The sequence below is a fragment of the Streptomyces sp. NPDC006140 genome, from assembly GCF_040628815.1.
Lineage (GTDB): Bacteria > Actinomycetota > Actinomycetes > Streptomycetales > Streptomycetaceae > Streptomyces.
In genome coordinates, this window is record NZ_JBEXTS010000002.1 from 805,029 (window position 1) to 829,300 (window position 24,272).

The following is a 24,272-nucleotide window of genomic DNA, read 5'->3' on the forward strand; positions in this document are numbered from 1 at the left end:
CAGACATCCAAACACAGCGCACTGGCCTAGGCTGAGTCGATGTTCAGCCCCGAAGGCCCCAGTCTGCGCGAACTCGCCGTCCAGGCGCTGTCGTCCGTCGAACGCGGCTACGACCTCCTCGCGCCGAAGTTCGACCACACGCCCTTCCGGACGCCCGACGCCGTGCTCGACGCCGTCGGCTCGGCACTGCGGCGCATGGGGCCCTTCGACGCCGGGCTCGACCTGTGCTGCGGCACCGGCGCGGGCATCGGCGTGCTGGCCGGGGTGTGCCGGGAGCGCGTCACCGGCGTCGACTTCAGCGCGGGCATGCTCGACGTGGCCCGGCAGCGGGCCCGGCCGGCGGGGCCGCCGGTCTCCTTCGTCCGCGCCGACGCCCGCGCCCTGCCCTTCGCACCCGCCTTCGACCTGGTGGTCAGCTTCGGGGCCTTCGGGCACTTCCTGCCGCGCGAGGTGCCCGGGCTGTTCGCGCAGGTCCGCTCCGTGCTGCGGCCGGGCGGCTGCTTCGCCTTCCCGCTGGTCGCCCCGCCCCGCCCGGGCTCGCTCGGCCACGGGATGCTGCTCGGCTTCGACACGGTGATGCGGGTGCGCAACGCCCTGTGGCGGCCGCCGTTCGTCATGTACTACCGCGCGGTCCGCTTCGGGGACGTCCTGCGCGCGCTCGCGGAGGCCGGTTTCCGGGTGGAGCTGTACGCGCTGCCGGAGTTCGGGCGGCGCCGGGACGGCAGCCCGCGGGTGCGTCTCGTCGCCGCCCGGCCCCCGGGCTAGTCAGCCGCGCAGGAAGTTCAGCAGATCGTCGTTGAACGCCTTCTCGAAGTCGCCCACCAGGCCGTGCGGGGCGCCCGGGTACACCTTCAGCGTCGCGTCCTTGACCAGCTGGGCGGTGCGCTGGGCCGAGGCGGCGATCGGCACGATCTGGTCGTCGTCGCCGTGCGCCACCAGCGTCGGCACATCGATCCGCCCCAGGTCCTCGGTGAAGTCGGTCTCCGAGAACTGGGCGACGCAGTCGTAGGCGCCCTTCAGCCCGGCCTGCATGCTCCACAGCCAGAACGCGCGCCGCACGCCTTCCGAGACGGCGGCCCCGGGCCGGTTGAAGCCGTAGAAACTCTCGCTCAGCTCCCAGTAGAACTGCGAGCGGTCCGCCGCCACGGCCGCGCGGATCCCGTCGAAGACGTCCTTCGCGGTGCCCTCCGGGTTGGTCTCCGTCCGCAGCATCAGCGGCGGCACCGCGCCCAGCAGCACGGCCTTGGCGACCCGCGCGGTCCCGTGCCGCCCGATGTAGCGGGCCACCTCGCCGCCGCCGGTCGAATGGCCCACCAGGACCGCGTCGTTCAGGTTCAGCGACTCGATCAGCTCGGCCAGGTCGTCGGCGTACCGGTCCATGTGGTTGCCCTGCCACGGCTGGCCCGAGCGGCCGTGCCCCCGGCGGTCGTGCGCGATCGCGCGGAAGCCGTGCTCGGCGACCAGGCGGGCCTGCCCGTCCCACGCGTCGGCGTTGAGGGGCCAGCCGTGGCTGAACACCACGGCTGGCCCCTCGCCCCAGTCCTTGTAGTAGATCTCGGTCCCGTCGGACGTGGTGAACGTACTCATGTGCATCCTCTCGGCGGGGGTCGGCGGGGGCGGCGGCAGACGATCAGACGAAACGCCGTACGAACGTCAGCGCGGTGTCCGCGACCTCCTGCCAGCCGTGGTCGATGGTCAGGGCGTGGCCCCTGCCCTTGATCTCGATGATCTCCGTGATTCCGGGATTGCGCCGCTGGCGTTTGTAGGAGGCGTTCGACAGCGCCCAGGGCACGGTGTGGTCCTTCTCTCCGGAGATGATCAGCAGCGGACCGCGCTCCGGGTTCTCGGTGTCGACCTTCGCCTCGGTCCACGGGTCGAGGTTCGCCGTGGCCGCCTGGAACAGCGGCGCGCCCGGCGCAGGTACGGCGAACGTCTCGTACAGCTGCCGCGCCTCCTCGTCGCTGACCGCGTTGGCGAAGGAGTACCGGAACTGGTCGAACGTGAGCGGCACGGCACGGTTGCGGTTCGCCGGGTTGGTGAGCACCGGCGCCGCCGCGCGCAGCGACGACACGGGCAGCGGCAGCACGCCCCGGAACGGCGCCGGGTCGATGGCGACCGACGCGGCGGACAGGCCCCGCCCGGCGAGAATCTGCGTGAGCAGTCCGCCGAACGAGTGACCGATGACCGCCGGCCTGCGCTTGAGGCCGCCGATCAGTGCCGCCAGATGGTCGGCGACCTGCCCGACCGTCTTGCCGGCGAGGACCTCGGGGTGCCGGTTGGCCTCCTCGACGGTGTCCGGGTCGTCCGGCCAGGACAGCGAGACCGGGGCGTACCCGGCCCGTTCGAAGTGGTCCGCCCAGCGGTCCCAGCTGCTGGGCAGCAGCCACAGTCCGTGGACGAAGACGACGGGCGTGCGGCCGGCGGCGTCGGCCCGCTCGATCAGCTCCTCGTCATGCGTGGTCATACGGTCGTTCCCCCTGGACTCGGTGTCGGTCACGGAGACCCGTGGTCGGTCACGGCCACCCTGGTAAACGTGCACAGGGCGTTCACCTCTGGCCGATACTGGCAGCGGAGACGGTCGGCGGATCGGCCCTGGGTGCCCGGTCCTCGACTCACCGTGCCGGGGGCGGAGAGGACTGGGGATGATCCTTCTGGACACAAGCGAGTTACCGGTGGACGAGCGGGTGGAGGCGTTCCGGGCCGCCCTGCTCACCGCGTCCGTGCCGTCGCTGGTCAGGATGGAGGAGGGCGGGGAGCGGGCGTTCGCACGCATGGAGCGGTGGCACTTCGGCGAGCTGGCGCTCTTCACCAGCGGCTCGTCCGGCTGGGCCGTCAGCCGGAGCCCCCGCTACCTGCGCCTCGAAGGCGCGCCGATGGTCTCCCTGTCCCTCCAGGTCCGCGGCACGGGCCGGTTCGGCCAGTCGGGCCGGCAGGAACGGGTGGCGCCCGGCGAGCTGATGCTCAACGACCTGACGATCCCCTACGACTTCGCCTGGTCCGGCCGCGGCGGCGCACAGGCGCTCCAGGTGCCGTACGACGCCCTCGGCGTGCCGCCGCGCATCGTCCGCCGGGGCGCCGAACGGCTGCGGGCCAGTCCGCTGTACGACCTGGTCCGCGCGCACATCGGCCGCCTCCAGGCCGACGCCGACACCCTCGCCGGCGACCCGGGCGCCGCCGCCCTCGGCTCGGCCACCGTGGAACTCGTGCGCGCGCTGCTCACCTCGGCCGCCGGCGTGGACGCCTACGCCCGGCCCGCGCTGGCCGAGTCGCTGCTCCAGCGCGTCCTCGCCTACGCGCGCACGCATCTGACGGAGCCGGACCTCACGCCCGCCCGTATCGCACACGCCCACAGCATCTCCGTGCGCGCCCTGTACCGCCTGTGCGCGCGTGCCGGGCTGAGCCTGGAGCAGTGGATCATCGAGCAGCGGCTGGAGGGCGCCCGGGCCAGCTTGGTCTCCCCGGCAGGGCGCACCCGGACCGTCGCGTCGGTCGCCCGCGCCTGGGGGTTCACCGACCCGAGCCACTTCACGCGCCGCTTCAAGGCGGCGTACGGCGTGACGCCCCGGCGGTGGCGGGCCGCGCAGTCCGGCCCGGCAGAGTGAACTCGTAGACGAGCGCGTCCTGCCGGGCGTCCACGACGAGGTCGGTGATCTCCAGCGGACGCGCGTACTGGTCGTGCACCCGGCGGGTGACCCGCACCGACGGCGTGCTCGCGGACCGGGTGATGGTGTCGCGGTGGTGCAGGGTCAGGCCGGCCCGGCGCATCCAGTCGTAGGCCCGCCGCAGCTGCGCGGCCGCCGTGCCGTCGGCGCGGTCGCGATAGCGGGCCAGTTCCTCGACCTCCGCCAGCGCCACGGCGGAGAAGGATGTCACGGCGGTCCGCAGCCCGCGCCCGTCGGCGGTCGCGTACCGGTAGCGGTGGATCAGCGTCGGACGTCCCGGGGCCAGCCCCAGCGCCTCTGCGTGGTCCGGCGAGGGCGGCTCCCAGACGACGGTGGCGCGGGAGACGGTGCCCGGTGTCGCGGCGCGGGCACCGACCGGGAAGGTGAGCGAGGCAGGGCTCTCGACGGGCGGGCCGGGCAGGGTCGCGTGGCTGCCGCGCCGGTCGGTGGCGACGAGGCCGTCCCGGCGCAGCAGCTCCAGGGCCTGCCGCACGGTCTCCCGGCTGACCCCGAAGTGCCCGGCCAACCGCCGTTCCCCCGGCAGGCGTTCACCCGGTGGGACGGTGCCGTCGCGCAGTTCGCCGAGCAGCTCCGACGCGATCCGTCGGTACAGGGGCTCCTCTTCGGTCAGCGGGTGGTCGGGCGGGGTGGTGCGGGCCATGCCGCGCCTCCTGTCGGTGACGTGCGGTAGCCGTGCGGGCTCGGTGCGCCACCAGGTCTAGCATTGGTCTAAACCAGCAGGGAAGGGCGGCCGGGCGGTTCGGCCGGAACCGGACCGCCCGCGCTCACCGTCACAGCGCGCCGTACAGGGCGTCCACCAGCGCCATCTTCCGTGGGTCGTCCGCGATATGAGGCCCCATCCGGTTCATCACATAGCCCAGGGACACCTCCGCCTCCGGGTCGGCGAGCCCGCAGGAGCCGCCGAAGCCGTCGTGTCCGAAAGCGCGCGGGTTGGGTCCGTAGGAGCCGTTGGTCCCGCTGAGCCAGAGTCCGAGCCCCGCCTCCGTCTCGGCGGCGAGCCCGGCGCCGAGCACCAGGTCCAGGCACCTGCCCTGACTCTCGCGCACCCGCTCGGCAGCCTCGGAGGAGAGAACGCGGTGACCGCCGTAGACGCCGCGCCCCGCGAAGACGGCGTACAGCTCGGCGACCGCGCGGGCGGTGCCGTGCCCGTTCGCCGCGGGGATCTCGGCGGCCCGCCAGCCGGGTGTGCCGGCCGCGGCGGCCGACACCGCCGGGTTGGTCACCGCGGCGATCGCCGCCGGAGTCAACTGCGCGAAGACCGCGGCCTGTTCACTGGTCGTCGCGACCGGCGGCTGGACCAGCTCGGCCGCCCGGCCGTAGTCCTTCCCCGGCAGGCCGATGGTGAAGTCGATGCCGAGCGGCCCGGTCACCTCCCGCTCGAGGAACGCCCCCGGCCGCAGTCCCGACACACGCCTGACGACCTCGCCGACCAAGTGGCCGTAGGTGAGCGCGTGGTAGCCGGAGCGTGTGCCCGGCTCCCACCAGGGCTCTGTAGCCGCGAGCCGCTGCGTGGTCAGCTCCCAGTCGCAGAGCTGCTCCAGGGAGTGCGGTTCCCGCAGCCCGGCCAGGCCGGCGCGGTGGGACAGCAGGTGCCGTACGAGGACCTTCTCCTTGCCCGCCGCGGCGAACTCGGGCCAGTACGCGGCCACCGGCGCGTCGAGGTCGAGCAGCCCCCGGTCGACGAGGACGTGCGCGCACAGCGCCACCGGGCCCTTGGTCGTGGACCACACGTTGACCAGCGTGTCCCGCTCCCACGGCCGGGAGCGTGCCGCGTCGGCCCAGCCGCCCCACAGGTCCACCACGGTCCGGCCGCCGACGATGACGGTCACCGCCGCGCCCAGCTCGCCCCGCTCCCGGAAGTTCTCCTCGAAGGCCTCGCGCACCGCCGCGAAGCGCTCGTCGCAGTGACCGTGCACCCGCGCCTCGCGCTCGGGCGCCGCGTTCTCGGGCGTCCCAGGCTCGGATGCTTCGGGCTCGGATGTCTTGTGCTCGGCTACCTCGTGCTCGGGCATGGGCCCCACCCCTCCGCCGGTCGTCTCGGGCCCGGGCCGCCCTCTCGCGGCCCGGGCGCCAAGAACGTACCGACTGGTCGGACCAAGGTGGAAGCCCGTCGGCGGGGAACGGCCGGATCAGATGTACGAGCGCATCCAGCGCAGCTTGGCCGCCTCCTGGAAGGGACCGCCGCCCTCGTGGTCGTTGAAGTCGTACACCTCGATCGCCTTGTCCTCGTGGCTCCAGGCGTTGAAGGCCGCGAAAACGGTGGAGGGCGGGCAGGTCTGGTCCTCCAGGGCGGCCGAGAAGAGCGCGGGGGCCCGGCCGCGGGCGGCGAAGTGGACGCCGTCGAAGTAGGACAGGGTGCGCAGGGCCTCATCGGTGCGGCCGCGGTGCGTCTTGAGGTAGAGGCCGATCTCCCGGTAGGGGTGGCGGTCCGTGAGCGTCGCCGCGCGCGGGAAGTCGCACAGGAACGGCACGTCCGGGGCGATGCCCGCGAGGTCCGGGACCAGGCCGCCGACCGCGATCGTGATGCCGCCGCCCTGGCTCGAACCGACGGCCACCGTGCGCGCCGGGTCGGTGAGGGGGTGCGAACGGGCCGCCTCCACGGCACGCACCGCGTCCGTGAACACCCGGCGGTAGTAGTAGTGCTCCGGCGCGTCGATGCCGCGCGTCATGAAACCGGGGTAGGCGGGCGCGCCGCCCACCGGGTCCGCCGTGCCGCCGCCCGCGCCCCAGGCGCTGCCCTGCCCGCGGGTGTCCATCACGAAGTGCGCCCGGCCCGAGGATGCCCACAGCAGGTGCTCGTGCGGCAGCCCGCGCCCTCCGCCGTAACCGATGAACTCCACGACCAGCGGCAGCGGGCCCTCCGCCCCGGCCGGCAGGGTCAGCCAGCCCTTGACCGGATGGCCGCCGAAACCGGCGAACGTCACGTCGAGCACCTGCACGGTGGACAGGCCGGTGTCGACCGGTTCGAAGCGGGCGTCCAGGTCGTGCTCGCGCGCCTCCTGCAGGGTCTTGGACCAGAACGCGTCGAAGTCCTCGGGCTCGGCGGACGCGCTGCGGTACTCACGGAGTTCGTCGAGAGGAAGGTCGAACAGTGCCATGCAGGACCACCTTGGGTGAGGAGCGGCTGCGAAGACGGTGCAGATGATCACATTACGGGGGCGGCCGGAGGAACGGCAGGGCTTTCCAGCGGTCTGCGCCCTTCGACGGCGCCTGCGCAGGGAGGGCAGAACACTGGCACGGAGCACCGGGGGCGGGTGCGTCTGCGGGCACGGTCGCCTCACGCGTCGCGATGCGTCCACTCCGGCTCCGTACGGGCCCAGGCCCGCTCCCACTCGGCCAGCCGCCGGCGCATGGCCACCCGGCGGACGAGGCCGTGGCCGAGCAGCACCACGAGCACCGCACCGCCCGTGGCGCACGTGCCGATCGAGAGGGTGTGCTGCCAGACCGCGGTGCCGTCCACCGGCGGATTCACGTTCCGCCCCCGGGAGTCGAACCAGACATCGACGGCCTCGCCCGGCCGGGTGCCCGCGGAGACCCGTGCCGTCGCCGTGCGCGTGCCCTCGCCGGGCTCCGTCCAGCGCACGGTCGCCCGGTAGGCCTGCTGCCCGCCGGCCTGCACCGACGGCAGTGGGCCGCCGTTCCGGTCGACCACCTCGGCGCGTACGCGATGCCGCTCGGCGCGCTGCTCCGCCGAGACCGACCGCGCCTCGCCGTGGGCCCACACGGCGGCCGCCACTCCCACCAGCGGCGCGACCACCGAAACCAGGACGGCGACCACCAGCACCGTCCACGCCTCGACGACGTCCGACCGGCGCCGCAGCGGACTGCGCCGCCATCGCCAGCCGGGCACCCGGGTTCGCATGTCGACCTCCTCGCCGTCACCGCTGCCGGAGGGCCGGACCGGTGGTGCGGTGGCGGCGCCGCCGCTCCCTTCGCGTCACGCCACACGTGCGAGTGTCCACACGGATCTGGTACCCCCTCCGACGCACATCGATCGCTCACGGCCTCGTCGCCGCCTGACGGGCCGGCTCGGCCCACGCCGTACGGAGGCGCAACGCCGCACGGGAGGGCGAAGCCCTGCGGCCGGGGTGCCCGGACCGGCCGGGGCGAAACACCGGGCTCCGCCCTGTGGCAGGGGACACGCCACGGGCCGCGGCAACACCGGGAGCAGCAGCCCCCGTCGGGGTCAGCCGAAGCGCTCGATCCGGATGCGGTCCACCGGCTGACCGGCCGTCACGAGCAGGCGGGAAGCGTGCTCTGCGAAGGAGTTGGAGCCGCACACATAGGCCTCCCACCCACCAGGAGGCTGCTCGGCCAGGAGCGGCGCCACATGGGCGGCCGCCATACGTCCCACCGGCACACCCTCCGGTGCCCGCCGCGTGAAGACGGGTGTCGTCTCCGCCCCCAACTCCCGGGCATAGATGAGCTCCTCCGGGCTGCGCGCGGACACCAGCATCCGCAGCGGCACGGCCAGGTTCCGCGCCCGGTGGTGGCGGACCATCGACATCAGCGGCACGACGCCGGAGCCGGCGCCGATCAGCAGCGCGGGCCGGTCGCCCGGCCAGGCGAAGAAGCCGCTCACCGGGCCCCGTACCTCGACCCGGTCGCCGACCCGGGCCACGGTGTGGAACCAGCCCGAGACCTCACCGCCCTCGACGTGATCCAGGGTCAGCTCGACGTGCCCGGAGGCGTCCGGCGCGGAGGCGATCGAGTAGTGGCGCTGGGCCGTGTAACCGTCCTCGGCGGTCAGCCGCACCATCAGGTGCTGGCCGGGCACATGACCCGGCCAACCGGGCACGGCGAACCGGAACGTGGAGGCCCGCGGGGTCTCCCGGCGGATCTCGGTCAGCGTCGCGGTCTGCCACACGGAGGCGGCCTGCTCGCTCACGGCGATGCGCCCGGGCACGGCGAACCGCGTGGGCGGAACGAAGGTCTCAGTCACCGGAGTACCTCTGCTCCTCCCAGGGGTTGCCCCGCTCGTGGTAGCCGTTCCGCTCCCAGAAGCCCGGCTCGTCGTGGTCGAGGATCCGCAGACCCGCGATCCACTTGGCGCTCTTCCAGAAGTACAAGTGCGGCACCAGCAGCCGCGCCGGGCCGCCGTGTTCGGGGGCGAGCGGCCGGCCGTCGTACTCCCACGCGATCCAGGCGCGCCCGCCGGTCAGGTCGGCGAGCGGGAGGTTCGTCGTGTAGCCGGTGTGGGAGTAGGCGACGGCATGGGTCGCCGACCCATGGGGCCGGACCACATCCAGGAAGGCGTCCAGGGACACGCCCGCGAACCGCACACCGAACTTCGACCAGCTCGTCACGCAGTGGATGGCGCCCTCGTACGCCGACGACGGCAGCCGGTGCGCCTCCTCCCAGTCCCAGGTGCGGGGCTCGGCCACCAGACCGTCGACGCGGAACGTCCAGTCGGCGGGTGCGAGATCGGGCGTGACCTCGGCGGACAGGACCGGCCAGTCGTCACCGGCGTCGTACTGGCCGGGCGGCAGACCGGGGTCGTCGACGCGCGGTCGCCCGGTGAAGCCTCGGGTGATGTGCATGGGGTGGTGCCTCCGGGGCCGGGCCGGCGGTGCCCCGCCGGCCGGCGAACTCAGTGATTGCGTATTCAACCGTACGTGCCGTGCGGCCGTGCGTCCTGGCCCTGCCCCTCGGGCCACGCGTTGTACCGCACGAGGTAGTCGGCGAACCGCGCCAGATCCGCCGCCGGCCAGTGCGCCAGCCGCTCCCGGAAGGCCGCCCGGCGGCTCTCGGTGACCTGGGCCAGGATGCGCCGCCCGGCCCGCGTCAGGTGCAGCACCTGGACCCGCTGGTCCTGCGCGTCGGGGCGGCGCTCGATGAGGCCGGCACGCTCCAGCGCGGCCACCTGGCGGCTGACCGTGGACTTGTCCAGGGCGTAGTGGGCGGCCAGGTCGGTGGCGCGGCACCCGCCGCTCTCCTCCAGGTGCCCGAGCAGCGTGTACGACACCAGCGACAGCTCGGGGTGCATCCGCCCGGCCGCGGCACGGGCGCGGCGGGCGAAGACCGTCATCTCCCGCTGGATGGTCTCCACGGCGTCGGCTGTGTGCACGGGACCTCCCTCACGGCGCTGCTGCGTCCCCTCCCATGGTTGCATGATCCAACCAGTTGCCCCGGCGAGCACCGTGCCGTGCCGGGCGACCGGCCCGTCGGGTAGTGTGGCCGCCGGCTGTGGACGGACCCAGCCGTGCGAAGCCGGGGAGGTGAGACCCATTACCGCTGTGTCAGCTCGGGTGCTCTCCTCTCGATGTCGCGCGGATCGCCGACCGTAGGCGTCCGCCGGAGCGCCCTTCGGTTCCCGAAAGGCTCTGGGCTTCCATGCCGTCCGTTTCTCCCGTACCACCGTCCACGCCGCCGTCCCGTGACTCCGTCGTCGACGCCCTGCGCTCCGCGGGCTGCGTCTTCGCCGAGGACGAGGCCGAGTTGATCCTCACCACCGCGCGCACGCCCGCCGAGGCCGCCGCCATGACCGCGCGCCGCGTCGCGGGCGAACCCCTCGAACTCGTCGTCGGCTGGGCCGAGTTCGCGGGTCTGCGCATCACGATCGAACCCGGCGTCTTCGTGCCGCGCCGCCGCACCGAGTTCCTGGTGGAGCAGGCCCTGGACCGGGCGCCCGGCTCGACCGTCGTCGTGGACCTGTGCTGCGGCTCGGGCGCCGTGGGCGCGGCGCTGGCCGCCGGACTGGGCCCCGTCGAACTGCACGCCGCCGACATAGACCCGGCCGCCGTGCGCTGCGCCCGGGGCAATGTCGCCGCCGCCGGCGGCCACGTCCACCAGGGCGACCTGTTCGAGGCCCTGCCCGGCGAGCTGCGTGGCCGGGTCGGCATCCTCGCGGCCAACGTGCCGTACGTCCCCAGCGGCGAGATCGGGCTGCTGCCCCTGGAGGCCCGCGACCACGAGCCGCTGGTCGCCCTGGACGGCGGCGCGGACGGCCTCGACGTCCTGCGCCGCGTCGCCGCCGAGGCCCCTCACTGGCTCGCGCCCGGCGGCTGTGTCCTGGTCGAGACGAGCCGGCACCAGGCCCCGGCCGCCGTCACCGCCTTCGAGCGCAACGGTCTGACGGCCTCCGTGGCCGTCTCGGAGGAACGGCACGCCCATGTGGTGATCGGCGTCAGACCGTAGCGTCGGTCAGTCCGGAGCGGTCGCCCGCGCGATGAGCAGCGCCACGTCGTCGAAGTTGTCCGGCTCGTGCAGCGTGCGCAGCAGCAGGTCGCAGACCTCCTCCAGCGGCCGGTCGGGGCCGTCGAGCAGGGACAGCAGGGTGTCGAGCCGTTCGTCGAGCGGGTCGCGGCGGGTCTCGACGAGTCCGTCGGTGTAGAACACCAGCCGGTCGCCGGGTTCGAGGTCGACGGTGGTCGTGGAGAAGGCGACGCCGCCCACGCCGAGCGGCACACCGGTCGGCAGGTCGAGCAGCTCCGGCGGCCGGCCGGCCCGCACGCGCACCGGCGGCAGATGCCCGGCGTTGGCGATCCGGCACTGCCGCAGGTGCGGGTCGTGGACGGCGTACACGCAGGTGGCGATGGCCTGCTCCAGCCCCGTGGTGATCCTGTCGAGGTGCTCCAGCAGCACGGCCGGATCGAGGTCCAGGGAAGCGAGGGTGTTGGTCGCCGTGCGCAGCCGGCCCATGGCCGCCGCCGCGGGGATGCCGCTGCCCATCACATCGCCCACGACCAGCGCCGTCTTGCCGCCGTCCAACGGGATCACGTCGAACCAGTCGCCGCCCACCTCGCTCGTGGCCCCGGCCGGCTGGTAGCGGGAGGCGACCTCCAGCCCGCCCGTCACCGGCGGATGGCTGGGCAGCAGGCTGCGCTGGAGGGTGAGCGCGGTGTCGCGGGCGCCCTGGTACCAGCGGGCGTTGTCGATCTGCACGGCGGCCCGGGCGGCCAGCTCGCGGGCCAGCAGCAGGTCGTCCTCGGTGAACGGCAGCGGATTGCGGGTGCGCTTGAGGTCCAGGGCACCCAGCACCTCGCCGCGCGCGATCAGCGGCACCGCCAGATAGGAGTGCACCCCGGCCCGCCCCAGCAGCTCGGCCGCCTCCGGGGACCGCGCGATGCGCACCAGGTCCTCGTCCTCGACCTCCGGCAGCATCACCGGTCTGCCGGTGCGCACGCACTCGGTGACGAGCCGGTCGGGCGCGTACCGGGCCGCCTGCCCGGGAGGGTCGGCCGCCTCCAGCGCCTCGGCGGAGTCGTACCCCTGGACGGCCAGCGCTCGGATCACGGCCGCCTCGGTGGGGCCGAGGCTGGTGCGCCGGCCCTGCACCACCGCGTCCAGCAGGTCGACGGCCGCGATGTCGGCGAGCTCCGGTACGGCCACGTCGGCGAGTTCGCGGGCCGTGCGGTCCAGGTCCAGGGACGTGCCGATCCGCCCCGAGGCGTCGGCGATCAGGGCCAGGCGCCGCCGGGCGGCCTCGGCCTCGATGCCCGCCCGGTACTGCTCGGTGACGTCGACGATCGAGACGGCCACGCCCAGCACCGTCCCGAAGGCGTTCTCCAGCCGGTACAGCGAGATCGACCAGGCGTGGTCCTGGTGGGGATCGGCCGGGGTGCGGCCGATCGTGGACTGGTCGACGACGGGCCGGCCGGTGTCCAGCACCCGGCGCGCCGCGCTCTCCAGGGCGTCGACGTCCATCAGCGGCACCACCTCGCGGGCCGTGCGGCCCAGGTGCTCCTCGGCCGGCACGCCGTTGATCTCCTCCAGGGCGGGGTTGACCGAGACGTACCGCAGCTCCGTGTCGAGGACGGCCAGCCCGATCGGGGACTGCGCGATCATCCGCGTCGACAGCGCCACGTCCCGCTCCAGCCGGTGCACGGTCGACTGGTCGGCGCACAGCCCCAGCGCGTACACGTCGCCCTGGTCGTCCAGCAGGCGCATGTTGCGGAACTCCACGAGCCGCGTACTGCCGTCCTTGCACCGGACGGGGAAGGCACCCGCCCAGCTCTGCCCGGTGCCCATGACATCGGCGAACAGCTTGACCACCAGGTCGATGTGCTGCTCGTGGACCATGATCCGGGCGGCGTACTGCCCGAGCGCCTCCCTCGCCTCGTACCCGAACAGCTCCTCGGCCTGTGGGCTCCACAGCACGATCCGGCCCTCGGCGTCCAGCACCACCGAGGCCACGCGCAGGACGTCGAGCAGGCCGCTCGGCCGCGCGGACCCGCGCACCGGCTCGACGCCCTCGGACTCGGGATACTCGGCTGCACTCATCCCACGCCCCGCAATCGCCGATCCTCGCGGCACGCCGTCACGGTGCCGACACCCCATGTTCTACCGCGCGGAGCCGTCCCTCCGAGGCCCCTTCCGTCACCTACCACCATCTCCCAACCCGGCGCGGGCCGCCCCGCAAGAACCGCCACCACGGCAGGGGCACTGCCGGTAGTGCTCGCCGGAAGGTGGTGCTTTGCTGGGGTAGGGGCGGATACGGCATGTGGTGGCCGCGAGAGGAGCGATCACGATGGCGATGAACCACGAGCGACCGCACCCCCACTCCGTCTCGGTGGAGATCAGCGGGTGCAGCAAGGACGACGCCCGGATCGTGTTCGACACGCTGTGCGCCTGCTTCGAGTCCGACCGGTGCGCCGACGACGTCCCCGAGGAACTGCACGAGACGCGCCCGACCGTGTGGCTCGGCACCTTCGACGTCGCCGACGAGCACGAGGGCGCGCGGCCGGCCCGGCTGTCGTCCTCCGTCGAGGCCGACCTGCACGGCGGCTACTGGGCGATCGAGCGGTTCCGCACCACGCTGGACTCGCTGTTCGACGTGCACGACCTGAGCACGGTCTCCGGCGACCAGGAGAAGGAACTGCACGTGCGCCTGCAGAGTCGCTGAGCGCCTGTGCCCCGCTGTGCCCTGGGTCACTGTGCCCTCCATCACCTTATGCAACTAGTTGCATAAACCGTCGGTAGTCCTCTACAACTGCGGGTACGACACCGCGCACGGAGGGCCCGATGAGCCGTTACCCGCACCTGCTGACCCCCCTCGACCTGGGCTTCACGACGCTGCCCAACCGCGTCCTGATGGGTTCCATGCACGTCGGCCTGGAGGAGGCCGAGGGCGGCTTCGCGCGCATGGCCGCCTTCTACGCCGCCCGCGCCCGCGGGGGAGTGGGCCTGATCGTCACCGGCGGCATCGCCCCCAACGAGGAGGGCCGGCCCTACGAGGGCGGCGCCAAGCTCACCACCGAGGCGGAGGCCGAGCAGCACCGGGTCATCACCGAGGCCGTGCACCGCGAGGGCGGGCGGATCGCGATGCAGATCCTGCACTTCGGCCGCTACGCCTACCACCGTGACCTGGTCGCCCCGAGCCCGCTCCAGGCGCCGATCAGCCCCTTCCCGCCCCGCGAGCTCACCGACGCCGACATCGAGCGGACGATCGAGGACTACGTCCGTGCCGCCCGCCTCGCCCGGCAGGCCGGCTACGACGGTGTCGAGATCATGGGCTCCGAGGGCTACCTCATCAACGAGTTCACCGCGCCGCAGACCAACCGGCGCACCGACCGCTGGGGCGGTTCGTACGAGAACCGCATGCGGTTCCCCCTGGAGATCGTGCGCCGGGTGCGCGAGGCGGTCGGCGAGGACTTCATCATCGTCTACCGGCTGTCCATGCTCGACCTCGTCCCGGGCGGCTCGACGCTCGACGAGGTGATCACCCTCGCCAAGGCCGTCGAGACGGCCGGGGCGACGATCATCAACACCGGCATCGGCTGGCACGAGGCCCGCATCCCCACCATCGCGACCTCCGTGCCGCGCGGCGCCTACACCTGGGTGACCAAGCGGCTGATGGGCGAGGTGTCCGTGCCGCTCGTCACCACCAACCGCATCAACACCCCCGCCCTCGCCGAGGAACTGCTCGCCGAGGGCGCGGCCGACATGGTCTCCATGGCCCGGCCGATGCTCGCCGACCCGGACTTCGTCGCCAAGGCCGCCGCCGGCAAGCCGGAGGCCATCAACACCTGCATCGGCTGCAACCAGGCCTGCCTCGACCACACCTTCAGCGGCAAGATCACCTCCTGCCTGGTCAACCCGCGGGCCTGCCACGAGACCGAACTCGTGCTCTCCCCGACCCGCCTGCGCAAGCGCGTCGCGGTCGTCGGCGCCGGACCGGCGGGGCTGGCCTGCGCGGTCTCCGCCGCCGAGCGCGGGCACGACGTGACCCTCTTCGACGCGGCGAGCGAGATCGGCGGCCAGCTGAACGTCGCCCGCAAGGTCCCCGGCAAGCAGGAGTTCGACGAGACGCTCCGCTACTTCCGCACCCAGCTTGACTGGCACGGCGTCGACGTCCGGCTGAACACGCTCGTCACGGTCGCGGACGTCGACGGCTACGACGAGGTCGTCGTCGCCACCGGCGTCACCCCGCGCACCCCCGACATCCCCGGCGTGGACCACCCGAGCGTCCTCGGCTACCTCGACGTCCTGCGCGACGGCGCCCCCGTCGGCGACCGGGTCGCGATCCTCGGCGCGGGCGGCATCGGCTTCGACGTCGCCGAGTACCTCACCGACAGCGGCGACAAGGCCCACGAGAACCCGCAGACGTACTTCCGCCAGTGGGGCGTCGACCTCGACTACCGCGCCCCCGGCGGCCTCGCCGCGCCCGAGCGGCCCGCCCCGCCGCGCACCGTCCACCTGCTCCAGCGCAAGACGTCCAAGGTCGGCGCCGGCCTCGGCAAGACCACCGGCTGGATCCACCGCACCGAACTCAAGCACCGCGGCGTCACCATGGTCCCGGGCGTGCGCTACGACCGGATCGACGACGCCGGGCTCCACGTCACGGTCGGCGAGGAGAGCACGGTGCTGGAGGTCGACACCATCGTGCTGTGCACGGGCCAGGAACCGCGCCGGGGCCTGTACGAGGAACTGCTCGCCGCCGGGCGCAGCGCCCACCTCATCGGCGGAGCGGACGTGGCCGCCGAACTGGACGCCAAGCGCGCCATCAAGCAGGGCACCGAGCTGGCGGCGGCCCTGTAGGGGGCGGGCGGCCCGTCCCTAGGATGACTCCATGTCACTCCCGCACGCGATCCTCACCGCCCTCCTGGAGAAGCCGTCGTCCGGGCTCGAGCTGACCCGCCGGTTCGACCGGTCCATCGGCTACTTCTGGTCGGCGACGCACCAGCAGATCTATCGCGAGCTGGGAAAACTGGAGGCCGACGGCCTCATCAGGGCCCTGCCGTCCGAGCAGCCGGCCCGCGGGCAGAAGAAGAGCTACGAAGTCCTGCCCGCGGGCCGCGCCGAACTGGCCCGCTGGACCGCCGCCTCCCAGGACCCCAAGCCGCACCGCGACCCGCTGCTGCTGCGGCTGAGGGCGGCGGCCGTGGTCGGCACCGCGGGCCTGGAGGCCGATCTGCGCCGCCATCTGGAGCTGCACGAGAGGCAGTTGGCCGAGTACGAGGAGATCGAGCAGCGCGACTTCCCGCCCGGCCGGGACAGCGCCGAGGACCGGCTGCGGCACCTGGTGCTGCGGGCCGGCATCGACCTGGAGACGTTCTGGACCCAGTGGCTCAGGCGCGCTCTGGCGGACTTCGCCGAGCTCCCGGACGGCGGGCCGGCCGGTCCGGCCTGACGAGGGTGTGCCTACGCCCGTCCGGCCGGACGACGACGTGACAGCGGCCCGCCCGGCCGGAGCGCTTCGGCAGGGCGGACCGCCGTCCGTACCGGATCAGAGCCGGTACGGCTTGTTGCGCCGGCGCAGGTACCAGGCCGTCGCGAGGAGGCCCGTGCCGACCAGCGTGCCGCCCGCCACCAGGGTGACGGTGCCGTAGTCCGTCGACGAACCGCCGACCCCGCCCATGACGCCGCGGGACGGCGAGGCGGTCGGGGACGGGGACCGCGTGGGGGAGGGGGCGGGGGAGACGACGACGGACTGGGTGCCCGCGGTGGTGCCGTCGGAGCAGATGACGATGACGGTGTACGTGCCCGGGGTGACGTTCGACCAGGCGGCGGACTGACTGGTGGACGTCCCCGACAGGGTCACCTGCCGCCCTTGGGCGAAGCTGCCCTGGCTGCTGGTGAGAAGCGAGGCGGTGCCCCAGCTGCCGTTGACCTGGGTGCATGTACTGGTCGTGACCGAGACCGTGGAGCCCGTGGTGCTCACGGAGATGCCCGGGCCCGCGGCAGCGGGCACCGCCGCCAGGGCGAGGGGCAGCGCGGCGGCGGCCACGGTCAGGCCGGAGCGGAGAACTGACGATGAGTTGCGCATGTGACTGCCCTCCGGCGGCACGGTTGGCGGTACATCCCTAGCGCCGCCGAGGATCGGGAACGCCCGTGCTGCCTCAGGGTCAGCCAAGGCGCCCCGGGCCCGGGCCGCACGCCGGGCGCCACCGTGCAGGTGACGACGTCCACCGCCCGGCCGACGCCGGACCGGCACGTCATCACCGCGGGCGATCATCGCGGGCGATCAGCGTGGGCGATCACCGCGGGCGGTCACCGCGGGCGCGTCGTCACCGTCCGCTCCGCGGAGAAGCCGCCCCAACTGCCGTCCGGCAGCATCGCCCGGATCCGGACACGATGGCTGACACCGGCCTCACGCCCCACGTAGAAGCTGTACGTCGCCCGGTCACGCGGGGCACGCCCGCCGAACACCAGGGACGTGACGGGGCGGCCGTCCAGGTGGAGCTGGTACTCGGCGACCTCGCCGTCCACGCGCGGCGGCACCCAGCTCAGATCGACGTAGTACGCCCCGCCCTCACGGTGGCTCGTCGCCCGGAAGCCGGTGGGGGCCGTGGCACGTCCGTCGCCGCTGCCCGGGGTGGTGAGGCGGACGGCGGGGGTGGCGGGGGAGACGTTGCCCGCCGCGTCCCGGGCCCGGACGGTGAACGAGTAGGACGTGCCGGGGCGCAGCCCCGTGACGACGGTGACCGTCTGGCCGCCACCCACGCTGTGGATCTTCGTGTCCCCCTGGTGGATGTCGTACGACACCACGTCCCGGGCGTTCGCCGAGGCGGACCAGGACAGCTGCACCGCCCGGCTTCCGGCGGGCCGCCCGCTGAGCGCCGAGGGGCGCGCCGGTGCGGAGCGGTCGTCCGCGACGGCCGCCGGTGTCCTCGCCCGGACCTCCCGGCTGCGCGGCCCGAGCCGCCCGTCGGCGTCCCGCGCCCGCACCGTGAAGGCATACCGCGTGGAGGGGCGGAGCCTGGTGACATCCACCATGTGCTCCGAACCCGGCACTTCCCTGACCTTCGTGGTGCCGCGATACACCTCGTAGCCGTCGGCCTCAGGGATGGCGTTCCACATGACGTGCACGCTCGTCGCGCTGCCCGCGGTGGCGGTCACCCCCGTCGGCGCACCGGGCGGAGCACCGCCGTGCCCGTCGTCCGCACCGGCCCAGCCGCAGGAGGCCACCAGCGCGAGACACCCGCAGAGCGCGACACGGCGAAGGAGAGAGAGCGGAGCGGAACGGCCTCGCACGGCACTGCCTCCCGGGAGCGGCGCTCGGGAATGGTCCGGACCAATATGGCGCGACTGACGCGACCACATCAAGAGGGCGGTGCGGGAGGAGTTCGACGGAGGAGGGACGCCCCGGGCGCGCGGCGAGGGAGCGGCCCGCGCATGCGTCACCCCGCCGTGCGTGACCACTCGGGAGAGTTACGTATGCTGAAGTTCCTCACGGCCGAACACCTGGCGGACACCAGGGAGTTCGGGCCTGTCGCGCGGACCGCTGTCGTCGCAGATCCCGCGCCGGCGCGGGTGGCCGGGCGGCCCGGGTCTCACACGGACTCAGGCGCCCGGCCCCTGTCGGAGGTTGGGGCCGTGCACCGTCCGGCCCTCCAGCGGTGGCCGCGTGACTGGCCCGGGGCCAGATTGGGCTGAGTGCCCGTCAGGTTCCTAGGAGAGGCTCCCGTATCGTGCGTGTCCGGTCCCTCACACTGGCCGCTGCCAGCGCCGCCCTGCTCGCCCCGACGACACCGCCCGCCACCGCGTCCCAGTCGGTGGCCTGGCGCGACAACCCCGTCCGCGCCGCCGACCTGCTCGCCCGGCTGACAGACTGCGCTCCCGTCTCCCGCGGCCGGTACCGCAGCGACCAGGGCGCACCCGCCGACATCCCGGTCTGCGGCACACGCGACGCCGTGTTCTGGAAGGCCGACATGGACATCGACTGCGACGGCCGTCCGGGACCCCGCTGCAACCGCCGTACCGACCCGTACTTCGCCGCGAGCACGGCCTACGCCCAGTCCGACGGGCGGCCGTTGAGCGCCGAGAACCTGCCCTTCATCGTCGTACCGGCACCGAGCCGCATCTGGGACTACCGGAAGCACGGCGTGACCGGCGGCTCGGTCGTCGCCGTCGTGTACCGCGACCGAGTGCGGTACGCGGTCGTCGGCGACACGGGCCCGCAGGGCATCATCGGGGAAGCGTCCTACGCGGCCGCCAAGGCGATCGGCATCCGCCCCGACCCGCATGGCGGCGGCGCGCCCTCCGGCGTCACCTACATCGTCTTCAAGAACAGCCGGGTGTCCCCCATCGAGGACCACGCGGCGGCCGTGGCGGCGGGAGAGCGCCTGGTCAGACGGTTCGTGGGCAGGGACTGAGCGGCTGACGGCCCGTCACGGGCACACCTGCGGTCGGACACGCCTGCGGTCGGATACGCCTGCGGCCGGACACGCCTGCGGTCGGGCATATCTGCGGCCGGGCGCACCGCCGCTGTGGCGGGCCCGGCCGCATCCGTGTCTCACACCTTCCGGTACGTGTACGCCTCCGCGGCGGCCGACTCCACCGCCGCCAGATCCGCCCCGGTGGCCGCCGTGACGACCGCGGCCACGGCGCCCTCCACGAACGGGGCGTCCACCAGCCGCGTCTCCTCCGGGAGTTCGTCGCCCTCGGCGAGCAGCGCCTTCACGGTGAGCACCGCGCTGCCCAGGTCGGTCAGGACGGCGACCCCGGCACCGCGGTCGACGGACGCGGCCGCCGCGGCGATCAGTTCGGCGCTCGTGCCGAGCCCGCCGCCCTCGGTGCCGCCCGCCGGGGCGACCGGCACCGCCGTTCCGCCGCCCGCCAGCCCCTTCGCCAGCGCGGCGACCGACGCGGCCACCTCCGCGCTGTGCGACACCAGCACGATCCCCACGAGCCGCTCGTCACTCCCGTCACTCACGTCACTCACCGGCGGCCTCCGCGAGTCCGGCGATCAGCAGCGCCGAGGACGTGGCCCCCGGATCCTGGTGCCCGATGCTGCGCTCGCCCACGTAGCTCGCCCGGCCCTTGCGCGCCTGCAGGGGCGTCGTCGCCACGGCGCCCTCCTCCGCCGCGGCCCGCGCCGCCGCGAACGACTCGCCGAGCGCGTCCACCGCGGGCACCAGCGCGTCGATCATGGTCTTGTCGCCCGGTGCGGCACCGCCGAGCGTCATGACCGCGTCCACCCCGGCCCGCAGCGCCTCGGTCAGCTGCTCCGCGCTGACCTCGGCGGCGTCCCCGAGCGCTTTGCCGGTGCGGCGCAGCAGCGTCCCGTACAGCGGCCCCGAGGCGCCGCCGACCGTCGAGATCAGCTGGCGCCCGGCCAGGGTGAGGACCCCGCCGGGCGTGCCGGGGGCCTCCTTCTCCAGGGCGGCCGCCACGGCCGTGAACCCGCGCTGGAGATTGCTGCCGTGATCGGCGTCCCCGATGGGGGAGTCGAGGGCGGTGAGCCGTTCCGCCTCGCGGTCGACGGACGCGGCGGTCGCCGTCATCCAACGGCGGAAGAAATCGGCGTCGAGCACTGGATCTCCTTGCCTGGTAGGTACGTGGTGATCCTCTACCCCTTGTGTCTCACACGCCCCAGCGCAGCCCCGGCGTCTTCACCGGCGCGTCCCACAGCCGCAGCAGTTCCTCGTCGACCTGGCACAGGGTGAGCGAGGCGCCCGCCATGTCCAAGGAGGTGACGTAGTTGCCCACCAGGACCCGGGCCACCGCGACACCGCGCTCGGCGAGCACCCGGTGCACCTCGGCGTTGAAGCCGTACAGCTCGAGCAGCGGCGTCGCGCCCATGCCGTTGACCAGGACCAGCACCGGATTGCGCGGCCGGAGGTCGGACACCACCGCCTCGACGGCGACCTCGGCGATCTCGCCGGAGGTCATCATCGCCCGCCGCTCCCGGCCGGGTTCGCCGTGGATGCCGATGCCCAACTCCAGCTCGCCGGGCGGCAGATCGAAGGTGGGGCTGCCCTTGGCGGGCGTGCTGCAGGCGCTCAGCGCGACACCGAAACTGCGGGAGTTCTCGTTGACCTGCCGGGCGATGGCCTCCACCCGCTCCAGCGGCATGCCCTCGTCGGCGGCGGCACCCGCGATCTTCTCCACGAACAGGGTGGCGCCCGTACCGCGCCGCCCCGCCGTGTAGAGGCTGTCGGTCACCGCCACGTCGTCGTTGACCAGCACCTTCGCGATCTGGATGCCCTCGTCCTCGGCCAGCTCGGCGGCCATGTCGAAGTTGAGCACGTCACCGGTGTAGTTCTTCACGATGAACAGCACACCTGCGCCGCTGTCCACGGCGGCGGCCGCGCGCAGCATCTGGTCGGGCACCGGGGAGGTGAACACCTCGCCGGGACAGGCCGCCGACAGCATTCCGGGACCTACGAATCCACCGTGCAACGGCTCGTGCCCCGAGCCTCCGCCCGAGACCAGCGCGACCTTTCCGGCCACGGGAGCGTCCCGCCGCACGATCACCCGGTTCTCCACGTCCACGGTCAGCTCCGGGTGGGCAGCCGCCATACCGCGCAGCGCGTCCGCGACCACGGTCTCCGGGACGTTGATCAGCATCTTCACGGGTACCTCCTGGTGAGACTAGCAGATGTACCTCTGACCTTCATTTTTGCAGGTCAGGGTGCGGCAGGCCAGTTTTCGATCTTGGCGGTTCCTGGCGGTCGGGGGCGGTCCTTGGCGGTACTGATGCTGACTTAATGCTGACTTTGGTGACGGGGTGTCAGTTCCCTGTTGTCGGTCGGTGGCGGCCGGTCGGAGCGCTGCTGCCGGAAAGTATCAACCTTGCGGCAGTGAACGTCACGGCGTCGTGCTCTTGGGCGTGCCCAACTGCTCAGTGTCGGCGTACTGGCCTGACCTTGCGCGGGACATGATGATGGGCGAGACGAGCGTGCGGTTGACTTGGCGTGGCGCAGGGGGTGGGGTCGGTCATGAGTTTTTCGCGGATCTCGGCACTGACTGGGAGCACGACGGGTCGACCCGGCATCGCTGGGTTGCCGACGTGCTGGAAGCGATGCTGGCTGAGCCGCACGGCGGCCCGGATCAGCCTCCCGAGTCCTTCTGCCGGCTCATCGGCTATCTGATGAGCCCTGCTGACGCCCTCAACGAGGGGGTGACCGCCCTCATGCCCTTCGTCAGCTCAACCAAGTACCGCTCCGGTAGGGATTCGAGGCGTTCTATGTTGACGACGGACACTGCTACCTCCGCCATATCGGCTCGAATACCGTCTCGACCCTGACGGCTCGACGAAGATCATCGAGCGGCCGCTGTCCGCAGCCACGAAGCCAGCCTGGCGGACTTCGGTGAGGAGGTAGCCGTACAGGAGGCTCACGACCGTGCCCCCTGTAGGGGGAGGATGTGGCGTCCAGTGCAGGTCCCGCAGGACGATCCCGTACCGGTCGCCGACGTAGATCGGCGCCTCGGGGACCTCGGCGCAGCGCAGGACCGCACGTACACGTCGGCCAGTTCAGCGGTGCCCTCGTCGCAGCACTCGTCGTTGCAGGCGAACGCCCACCTGGTGTAGTCGGAGAAGATCTGCAACAGGTCCGGGGCAGGCGGCCGGCGAGCCCTCCGCAGTCGGTCTGTGCCAGCAGCCGGAGCGCGTTCGCTTGACGTACTGGTATTGCGGGTCAGGACGTTGGTGACGGCGCATAGTGGCGGGCAAGGCTGGTGGCGAGGTCGCGGAGGTGAGTCCTGGCTTCGGTGGGGCCGTGCACCGTGATGGTGCTCCCGAACGGCAGTAGTGCTCGCACGTCCTCCAGATGCAGGAAGCGGATCGTCACCTTGTGGCCGGTGGCGGATTCGTCATGGTCGTCCCGGACGAGTCGTTGGCCAAAGATCCGTCGCGCTCGCTCGATCTGGGTCTGGTCGATGGTGGCGCTGACCTCTATCGCGTGGTTGTGTTCCCACTGATCGACGAGTGCTGCAGCGACGGTGGCCAGGGTCTGGTTCTCGCGGATCCGTCGTGGCTGGTCGACTTCTTTCCACGCCGTGATCCGTTCGAGTCGGTACATCCGTGGCACGCGAGCACAGTCGGCGACGAGATACCAGATGCCGGCCTTGGCGAACAGCCCGTAGGGATCCACGACCAGGTCGCGTGGGCATGACTCGCGTGGGCTGTCGTACTCGATCCGCAGCCGGCGACCTCGCCGCACTGGGCCGATCAGCGAGGCCGGAGTCGTGCCGGAAGCCCGTGACTGGAGCCAGGGACGGCTGTCCACGTGCACTACGTCGGTGAGCGGCAGCAGCTCATGGACTCGACGTGACTGTGTAGCGGCGAGCTTGGAGAGCGCGCGCCGGCTTTCGACCGATGCGTTGAGCTCCGCACGTTGCTTCTCGTCCAGCCCGGTGAGCGAGAGATGATCACGCTCGCCCGGCGTGAGTCGCGTGAGGTCGAGCCCGGACCCGGGCAGCATGGTCACGCCTCCGAGGCGGCCCCGTTGTGCGGTCACCGGCAGACCGGCGTCGCGAAGCCAGTTCAGGTCCCGGGTGATGGTTCGCAGGGACACCCCGAGCGCCGAGGCAAGTTCCTGTGTGGTCAGGGCATCCCTCGATGCGAGGAGCAGCATCAGGGAGAAGAAGCGGTCTGGCGTCACACACCAAGTTTTTCAGGAATTGCGACACGATACGGCGCATATTCCGATCAGGCTGGTGGATGCGTACCTACCACCTGTGGGAAGGACAACCATGACCACGTCCGTCGTGTCCATCGTCTATGTGAACGACGCTCCCGCCGCAGCTCGTTTCTACGGCGACCTCCTCGACATGAGCCCCTCGTTCGAGACTCCGGGATACATCACCTTCGACCTCGGGCCAGGCGCTGACCTCGCTCTGTGGTCTGGCCAGTTCGAGGATCTGTCACCGGATGTCCCGCGTACCAGTGAGGTTTGCCTGGCCATCGACGGTGGACCCGACGAGCTCAACGCGATCTTCCAGCGGTGGCAGTCCAAGGGCGTCACGATCCTGCACGAGCCTCATGACGCCGGGTTCGGGCTGACCTTCCTCGCAGCCGATCCTGACGGGAACCGTATCCGCGTCGCACCGATGGACTGAAAGGCCGCCACGCGGCAGGCGCACACGATGGGGGTGTCGCGCCTGCCGTCGTCCGACTTCGAGTGGATGACGAGGGCCCCACGCGAACGCGCCCCTGAGCGTAGAGGGCCGCCTACGTCGCCGCTGAGATGGGCGTCTCCCGCGCATGCGCCAGCAAGTGGGTTAATCGCTGGCGGTTACAAGGTGATGCGGGACTGCAAGACCGACCGTCGAGCCCGCACCGGAGTCCGAACGCGACACCACCATGGGTCATAGAGCAGATCGAGTCCTGGCGCCGGGAGCACAAGTGGTCCACGCAACGGATCACCGACGACCATCGGCCGCATAGGGCTGCCGCCGGAAAGCCGCCAGCAGCACGCCTCC

The 24,272-nt window shown here is 72.6% G+C and carries 24 protein-coding genes and 1 pseudogene; 9 read left to right on the forward strand and 16 right to left on the reverse strand.

Annotated features, from left to right (window positions below; genetic code table 11):
- Positions 1 to 39 precede the first annotated feature (39 nt).
- Positions 40 to 765, forward strand: coding sequence for a class I SAM-dependent methyltransferase (locus tag ABZ386_RS08790; protein ID WP_351344142.1), 726 nt, complete (start codon positions 40 to 42; stop codon positions 763 to 765).
- On the opposite strand, the gene ABZ386_RS08795 is transcribed toward ABZ386_RS08790, so the two are convergent.
- Positions 766 to 1,587: an alpha/beta hydrolase gene (locus ABZ386_RS08795; RefSeq protein WP_356503655.1), complete on the reverse strand. Its 822-nt coding sequence runs from the start codon at positions 1,585 to 1,587 to the stop codon at positions 766 to 768. It abuts the gene before it with no gap.
- Positions 1,588 to 1,630: 43 nt separating this feature from the next.
- The gene (locus ABZ386_RS08800) at positions 1,631 to 2,464 is read right to left on the reverse strand and encodes an alpha/beta hydrolase (RefSeq protein ID WP_356617572.1); all 834 of its coding nucleotides are present in this window, start codon (positions 2,462 to 2,464) and stop codon (positions 1,631 to 1,633) included.
- 178 nt (positions 2,465 to 2,642) lie between these two features.
- Here ABZ386_RS08800 and ABZ386_RS08805 point away from each other — a divergent pair, with 178 nt between their 5' ends.
- A complete protein-coding gene (locus tag ABZ386_RS08805; protein WP_356503651.1) occupies positions 2,643 to 3,602 on the forward strand; it encodes a helix-turn-helix domain-containing protein in 960 nt (319 codons plus the stop codon).
- Here ABZ386_RS08805 and ABZ386_RS08810 read toward each other — a convergent pair.
- The 7 genes from ABZ386_RS08810 to ABZ386_RS08840 form a co-directional block, all read right to left on the reverse strand.
- Positions 3,538 to 4,323 carry a GntR family transcriptional regulator gene (locus ABZ386_RS08810; RefSeq protein WP_358964327.1) on the reverse strand — a complete coding sequence of 262 codons (786 nt, stop codon included), beginning with the start codon at positions 4,321 to 4,323 and terminating at the stop codon, positions 3,538 to 3,540. The two genes, ABZ386_RS08805 and ABZ386_RS08810, sit on opposite strands and share 65 nt — an antisense overlap.
- A gap of 130 nt (positions 4,324 to 4,453) precedes the next feature.
- On the reverse strand, positions 4,454 to 5,695 hold the full coding sequence (locus ABZ386_RS08815) for a serine hydrolase domain-containing protein (RefSeq protein ID WP_358964329.1): 1,242 nt from the start codon (positions 5,693 to 5,695) through the stop codon (positions 4,454 to 4,456).
- A 117-nt stretch (positions 5,696 to 5,812) separates the two neighbouring features.
- Positions 5,813 to 6,781 (reverse strand): acetylxylan esterase, encoded by a 969-nt coding sequence (locus ABZ386_RS08820; RefSeq protein WP_356503645.1) that lies wholly within the window; start codon positions 6,779 to 6,781, stop codon positions 5,813 to 5,815.
- Between the two features lie 179 nt (positions 6,782 to 6,960).
- A complete protein-coding gene (locus ABZ386_RS08825; protein WP_351344163.1) occupies positions 6,961 to 7,545 on the reverse strand; it encodes a hypothetical protein in 585 nt (194 codons plus the stop codon).
- A gap of 324 nt (positions 7,546 to 7,869) precedes the next feature.
- Entirely contained in the window at positions 7,870 to 8,625 is a 756-nt protein-coding gene (locus ABZ386_RS08830) for a ferredoxin reductase (protein ID WP_355722630.1), read from the reverse strand.
- Positions 8,618 to 9,223 (reverse strand): sulfite oxidase-like oxidoreductase, encoded by a 606-nt coding sequence (locus ABZ386_RS08835; protein WP_355722627.1) that lies wholly within the window; start codon positions 9,221 to 9,223, stop codon positions 8,618 to 8,620. Before ABZ386_RS08835 ends, ABZ386_RS08830 begins: the two co-directional genes overlap by 8 nt.
- 65 nt (positions 9,224 to 9,288) lie before the next feature.
- On the reverse strand, positions 9,289 to 9,750 hold the full coding sequence (locus ABZ386_RS08840) for a MarR family winged helix-turn-helix transcriptional regulator (protein ID WP_355722624.1): 462 nt from the start codon (positions 9,748 to 9,750) through the stop codon (positions 9,289 to 9,291).
- A 266-nt stretch (positions 9,751 to 10,016) separates the two neighbouring features.
- Here ABZ386_RS08840 and ABZ386_RS08845 point away from each other — a divergent pair, with 266 nt between their 5' ends.
- A complete protein-coding gene (locus ABZ386_RS08845) occupies positions 10,017 to 10,820 on the forward strand; it encodes a putative protein N(5)-glutamine methyltransferase (RefSeq protein ID WP_358964331.1) in 804 nt (267 codons plus the stop codon).
- 6 nt (positions 10,821 to 10,826) lie between these two features.
- On the opposite strand, the gene ABZ386_RS08850 is transcribed toward ABZ386_RS08845, so the two are convergent.
- Complete coding sequence (locus ABZ386_RS08850) at positions 10,827 to 12,905, reverse strand: SpoIIE family protein phosphatase (protein ID WP_355722618.1); 2,079 nt, start codon at positions 12,903 to 12,905, stop codon at positions 10,827 to 10,829.
- A gap of 253 nt (positions 12,906 to 13,158) precedes the next feature.
- Between ABZ386_RS08850 and ABZ386_RS08855 the strand changes: the two genes are divergently transcribed.
- From ABZ386_RS08855 to ABZ386_RS08865, 3 genes are all read left to right on the forward strand, one after another.
- A complete protein-coding gene (locus tag ABZ386_RS08855; protein ID WP_114257243.1) occupies positions 13,159 to 13,527 on the forward strand; it encodes a hypothetical protein in 369 nt (122 codons plus the stop codon).
- A 119-nt stretch (positions 13,528 to 13,646) separates the two neighbouring features.
- Positions 13,647 to 15,662, forward strand: a complete 2,016-nt coding sequence (locus tag ABZ386_RS08860) for an NADPH-dependent 2,4-dienoyl-CoA reductase (RefSeq protein WP_355722615.1) — start codon at positions 13,647 to 13,649, stop codon at positions 15,660 to 15,662.
- Positions 15,663 to 15,693: 31 nt separating this feature from the next.
- Complete coding sequence (locus tag ABZ386_RS08865) at positions 15,694 to 16,254, forward strand: PadR family transcriptional regulator (protein WP_351344182.1); 561 nt, start codon at positions 15,694 to 15,696, stop codon at positions 16,252 to 16,254.
- 96 nt (positions 16,255 to 16,350) lie between these two features.
- Here the strand turns inward: ABZ386_RS08865 and ABZ386_RS08870 are convergent, their stop codons facing one another.
- Together ABZ386_RS08870 and ABZ386_RS08875 are read right to left on the reverse strand one after the other, a co-directional pair.
- Positions 16,351 to 16,890 carry a hypothetical protein gene (locus ABZ386_RS08870; protein ID WP_114250226.1) on the reverse strand — a complete coding sequence of 180 codons (540 nt, stop codon included), beginning with the start codon at positions 16,888 to 16,890 and terminating at the stop codon, positions 16,351 to 16,353.
- Between the two features lie 224 nt (positions 16,891 to 17,114).
- A complete protein-coding gene (locus ABZ386_RS08875) occupies positions 17,115 to 18,098 on the reverse strand; it encodes a fibronectin type III domain-containing protein (RefSeq protein ID WP_358964333.1) in 984 nt (327 codons plus the stop codon).
- 437 nt (positions 18,099 to 18,535) lie between these two features.
- Between ABZ386_RS08875 and ABZ386_RS08880 the strand changes: the two genes are divergently transcribed.
- The gene (locus ABZ386_RS08880) at positions 18,536 to 19,219 is read left to right on the forward strand and encodes a glycoside hydrolase family 75 protein (protein WP_356503633.1); all 684 of its coding nucleotides are present in this window, start codon (positions 18,536 to 18,538) and stop codon (positions 19,217 to 19,219) included.
- Between the two features lie 140 nt (positions 19,220 to 19,359).
- On the opposite strand, the gene ABZ386_RS08885 is transcribed toward ABZ386_RS08880, so the two are convergent.
- The 4 genes from ABZ386_RS08885 to ABZ386_RS08900 form a co-directional block, all read right to left on the reverse strand.
- Positions 19,360 to 19,779 carry a PTS fructose transporter subunit IIA gene (locus ABZ386_RS08885; protein ID WP_356503787.1) on the reverse strand — a complete coding sequence of 140 codons (420 nt, stop codon included), beginning with the start codon at positions 19,777 to 19,779 and terminating at the stop codon, positions 19,360 to 19,362.
- A 1-nt stretch (position 19,780) separates the two neighbouring features.
- Positions 19,781 to 20,380 carry a dihydroxyacetone kinase subunit DhaL gene (gene dhaL, locus ABZ386_RS08890; protein ID WP_351344192.1) on the reverse strand — a complete coding sequence of 200 codons (600 nt, stop codon included), beginning with the start codon at positions 20,378 to 20,380 and terminating at the stop codon, positions 19,781 to 19,783.
- A 49-nt stretch (positions 20,381 to 20,429) separates the two neighbouring features.
- The gene (gene dhaK, locus ABZ386_RS08895) at positions 20,430 to 21,422 is read right to left on the reverse strand and encodes a dihydroxyacetone kinase subunit DhaK (RefSeq protein ID WP_356527968.1); all 993 of its coding nucleotides are present in this window, start codon (positions 21,420 to 21,422) and stop codon (positions 20,430 to 20,432) included.
- A gap of 1,064 nt (positions 21,423 to 22,486) precedes the next feature.
- Complete coding sequence (locus ABZ386_RS08900; RefSeq protein WP_358964335.1) at positions 22,487 to 23,452, reverse strand: WYL domain-containing protein; 966 nt, start codon at positions 23,450 to 23,452, stop codon at positions 22,487 to 22,489.
- Positions 23,453 to 23,543: 91 nt separating this feature from the next.
- On the opposite strand from ABZ386_RS08900, the gene ABZ386_RS08905 reads away from it, so the two are divergent.
- Both ABZ386_RS08905 and ABZ386_RS08910 read left to right on the forward strand, forming a co-directional pair.
- Positions 23,544 to 23,909 carry a VOC family protein gene (locus ABZ386_RS08905; protein ID WP_351344201.1) on the forward strand — a complete coding sequence of 122 codons (366 nt, stop codon included), beginning with the start codon at positions 23,544 to 23,546 and terminating at the stop codon, positions 23,907 to 23,909.
- Positions 23,910 to 24,022: 113 nt separating this feature from the next.
- Positions 24,023 to 24,214, forward strand: a pseudogene (locus ABZ386_RS08910) (leucine zipper domain-containing protein); the annotation flags it as partial.
- Positions 24,215 to 24,272: the final 58 nt, after the last annotated feature.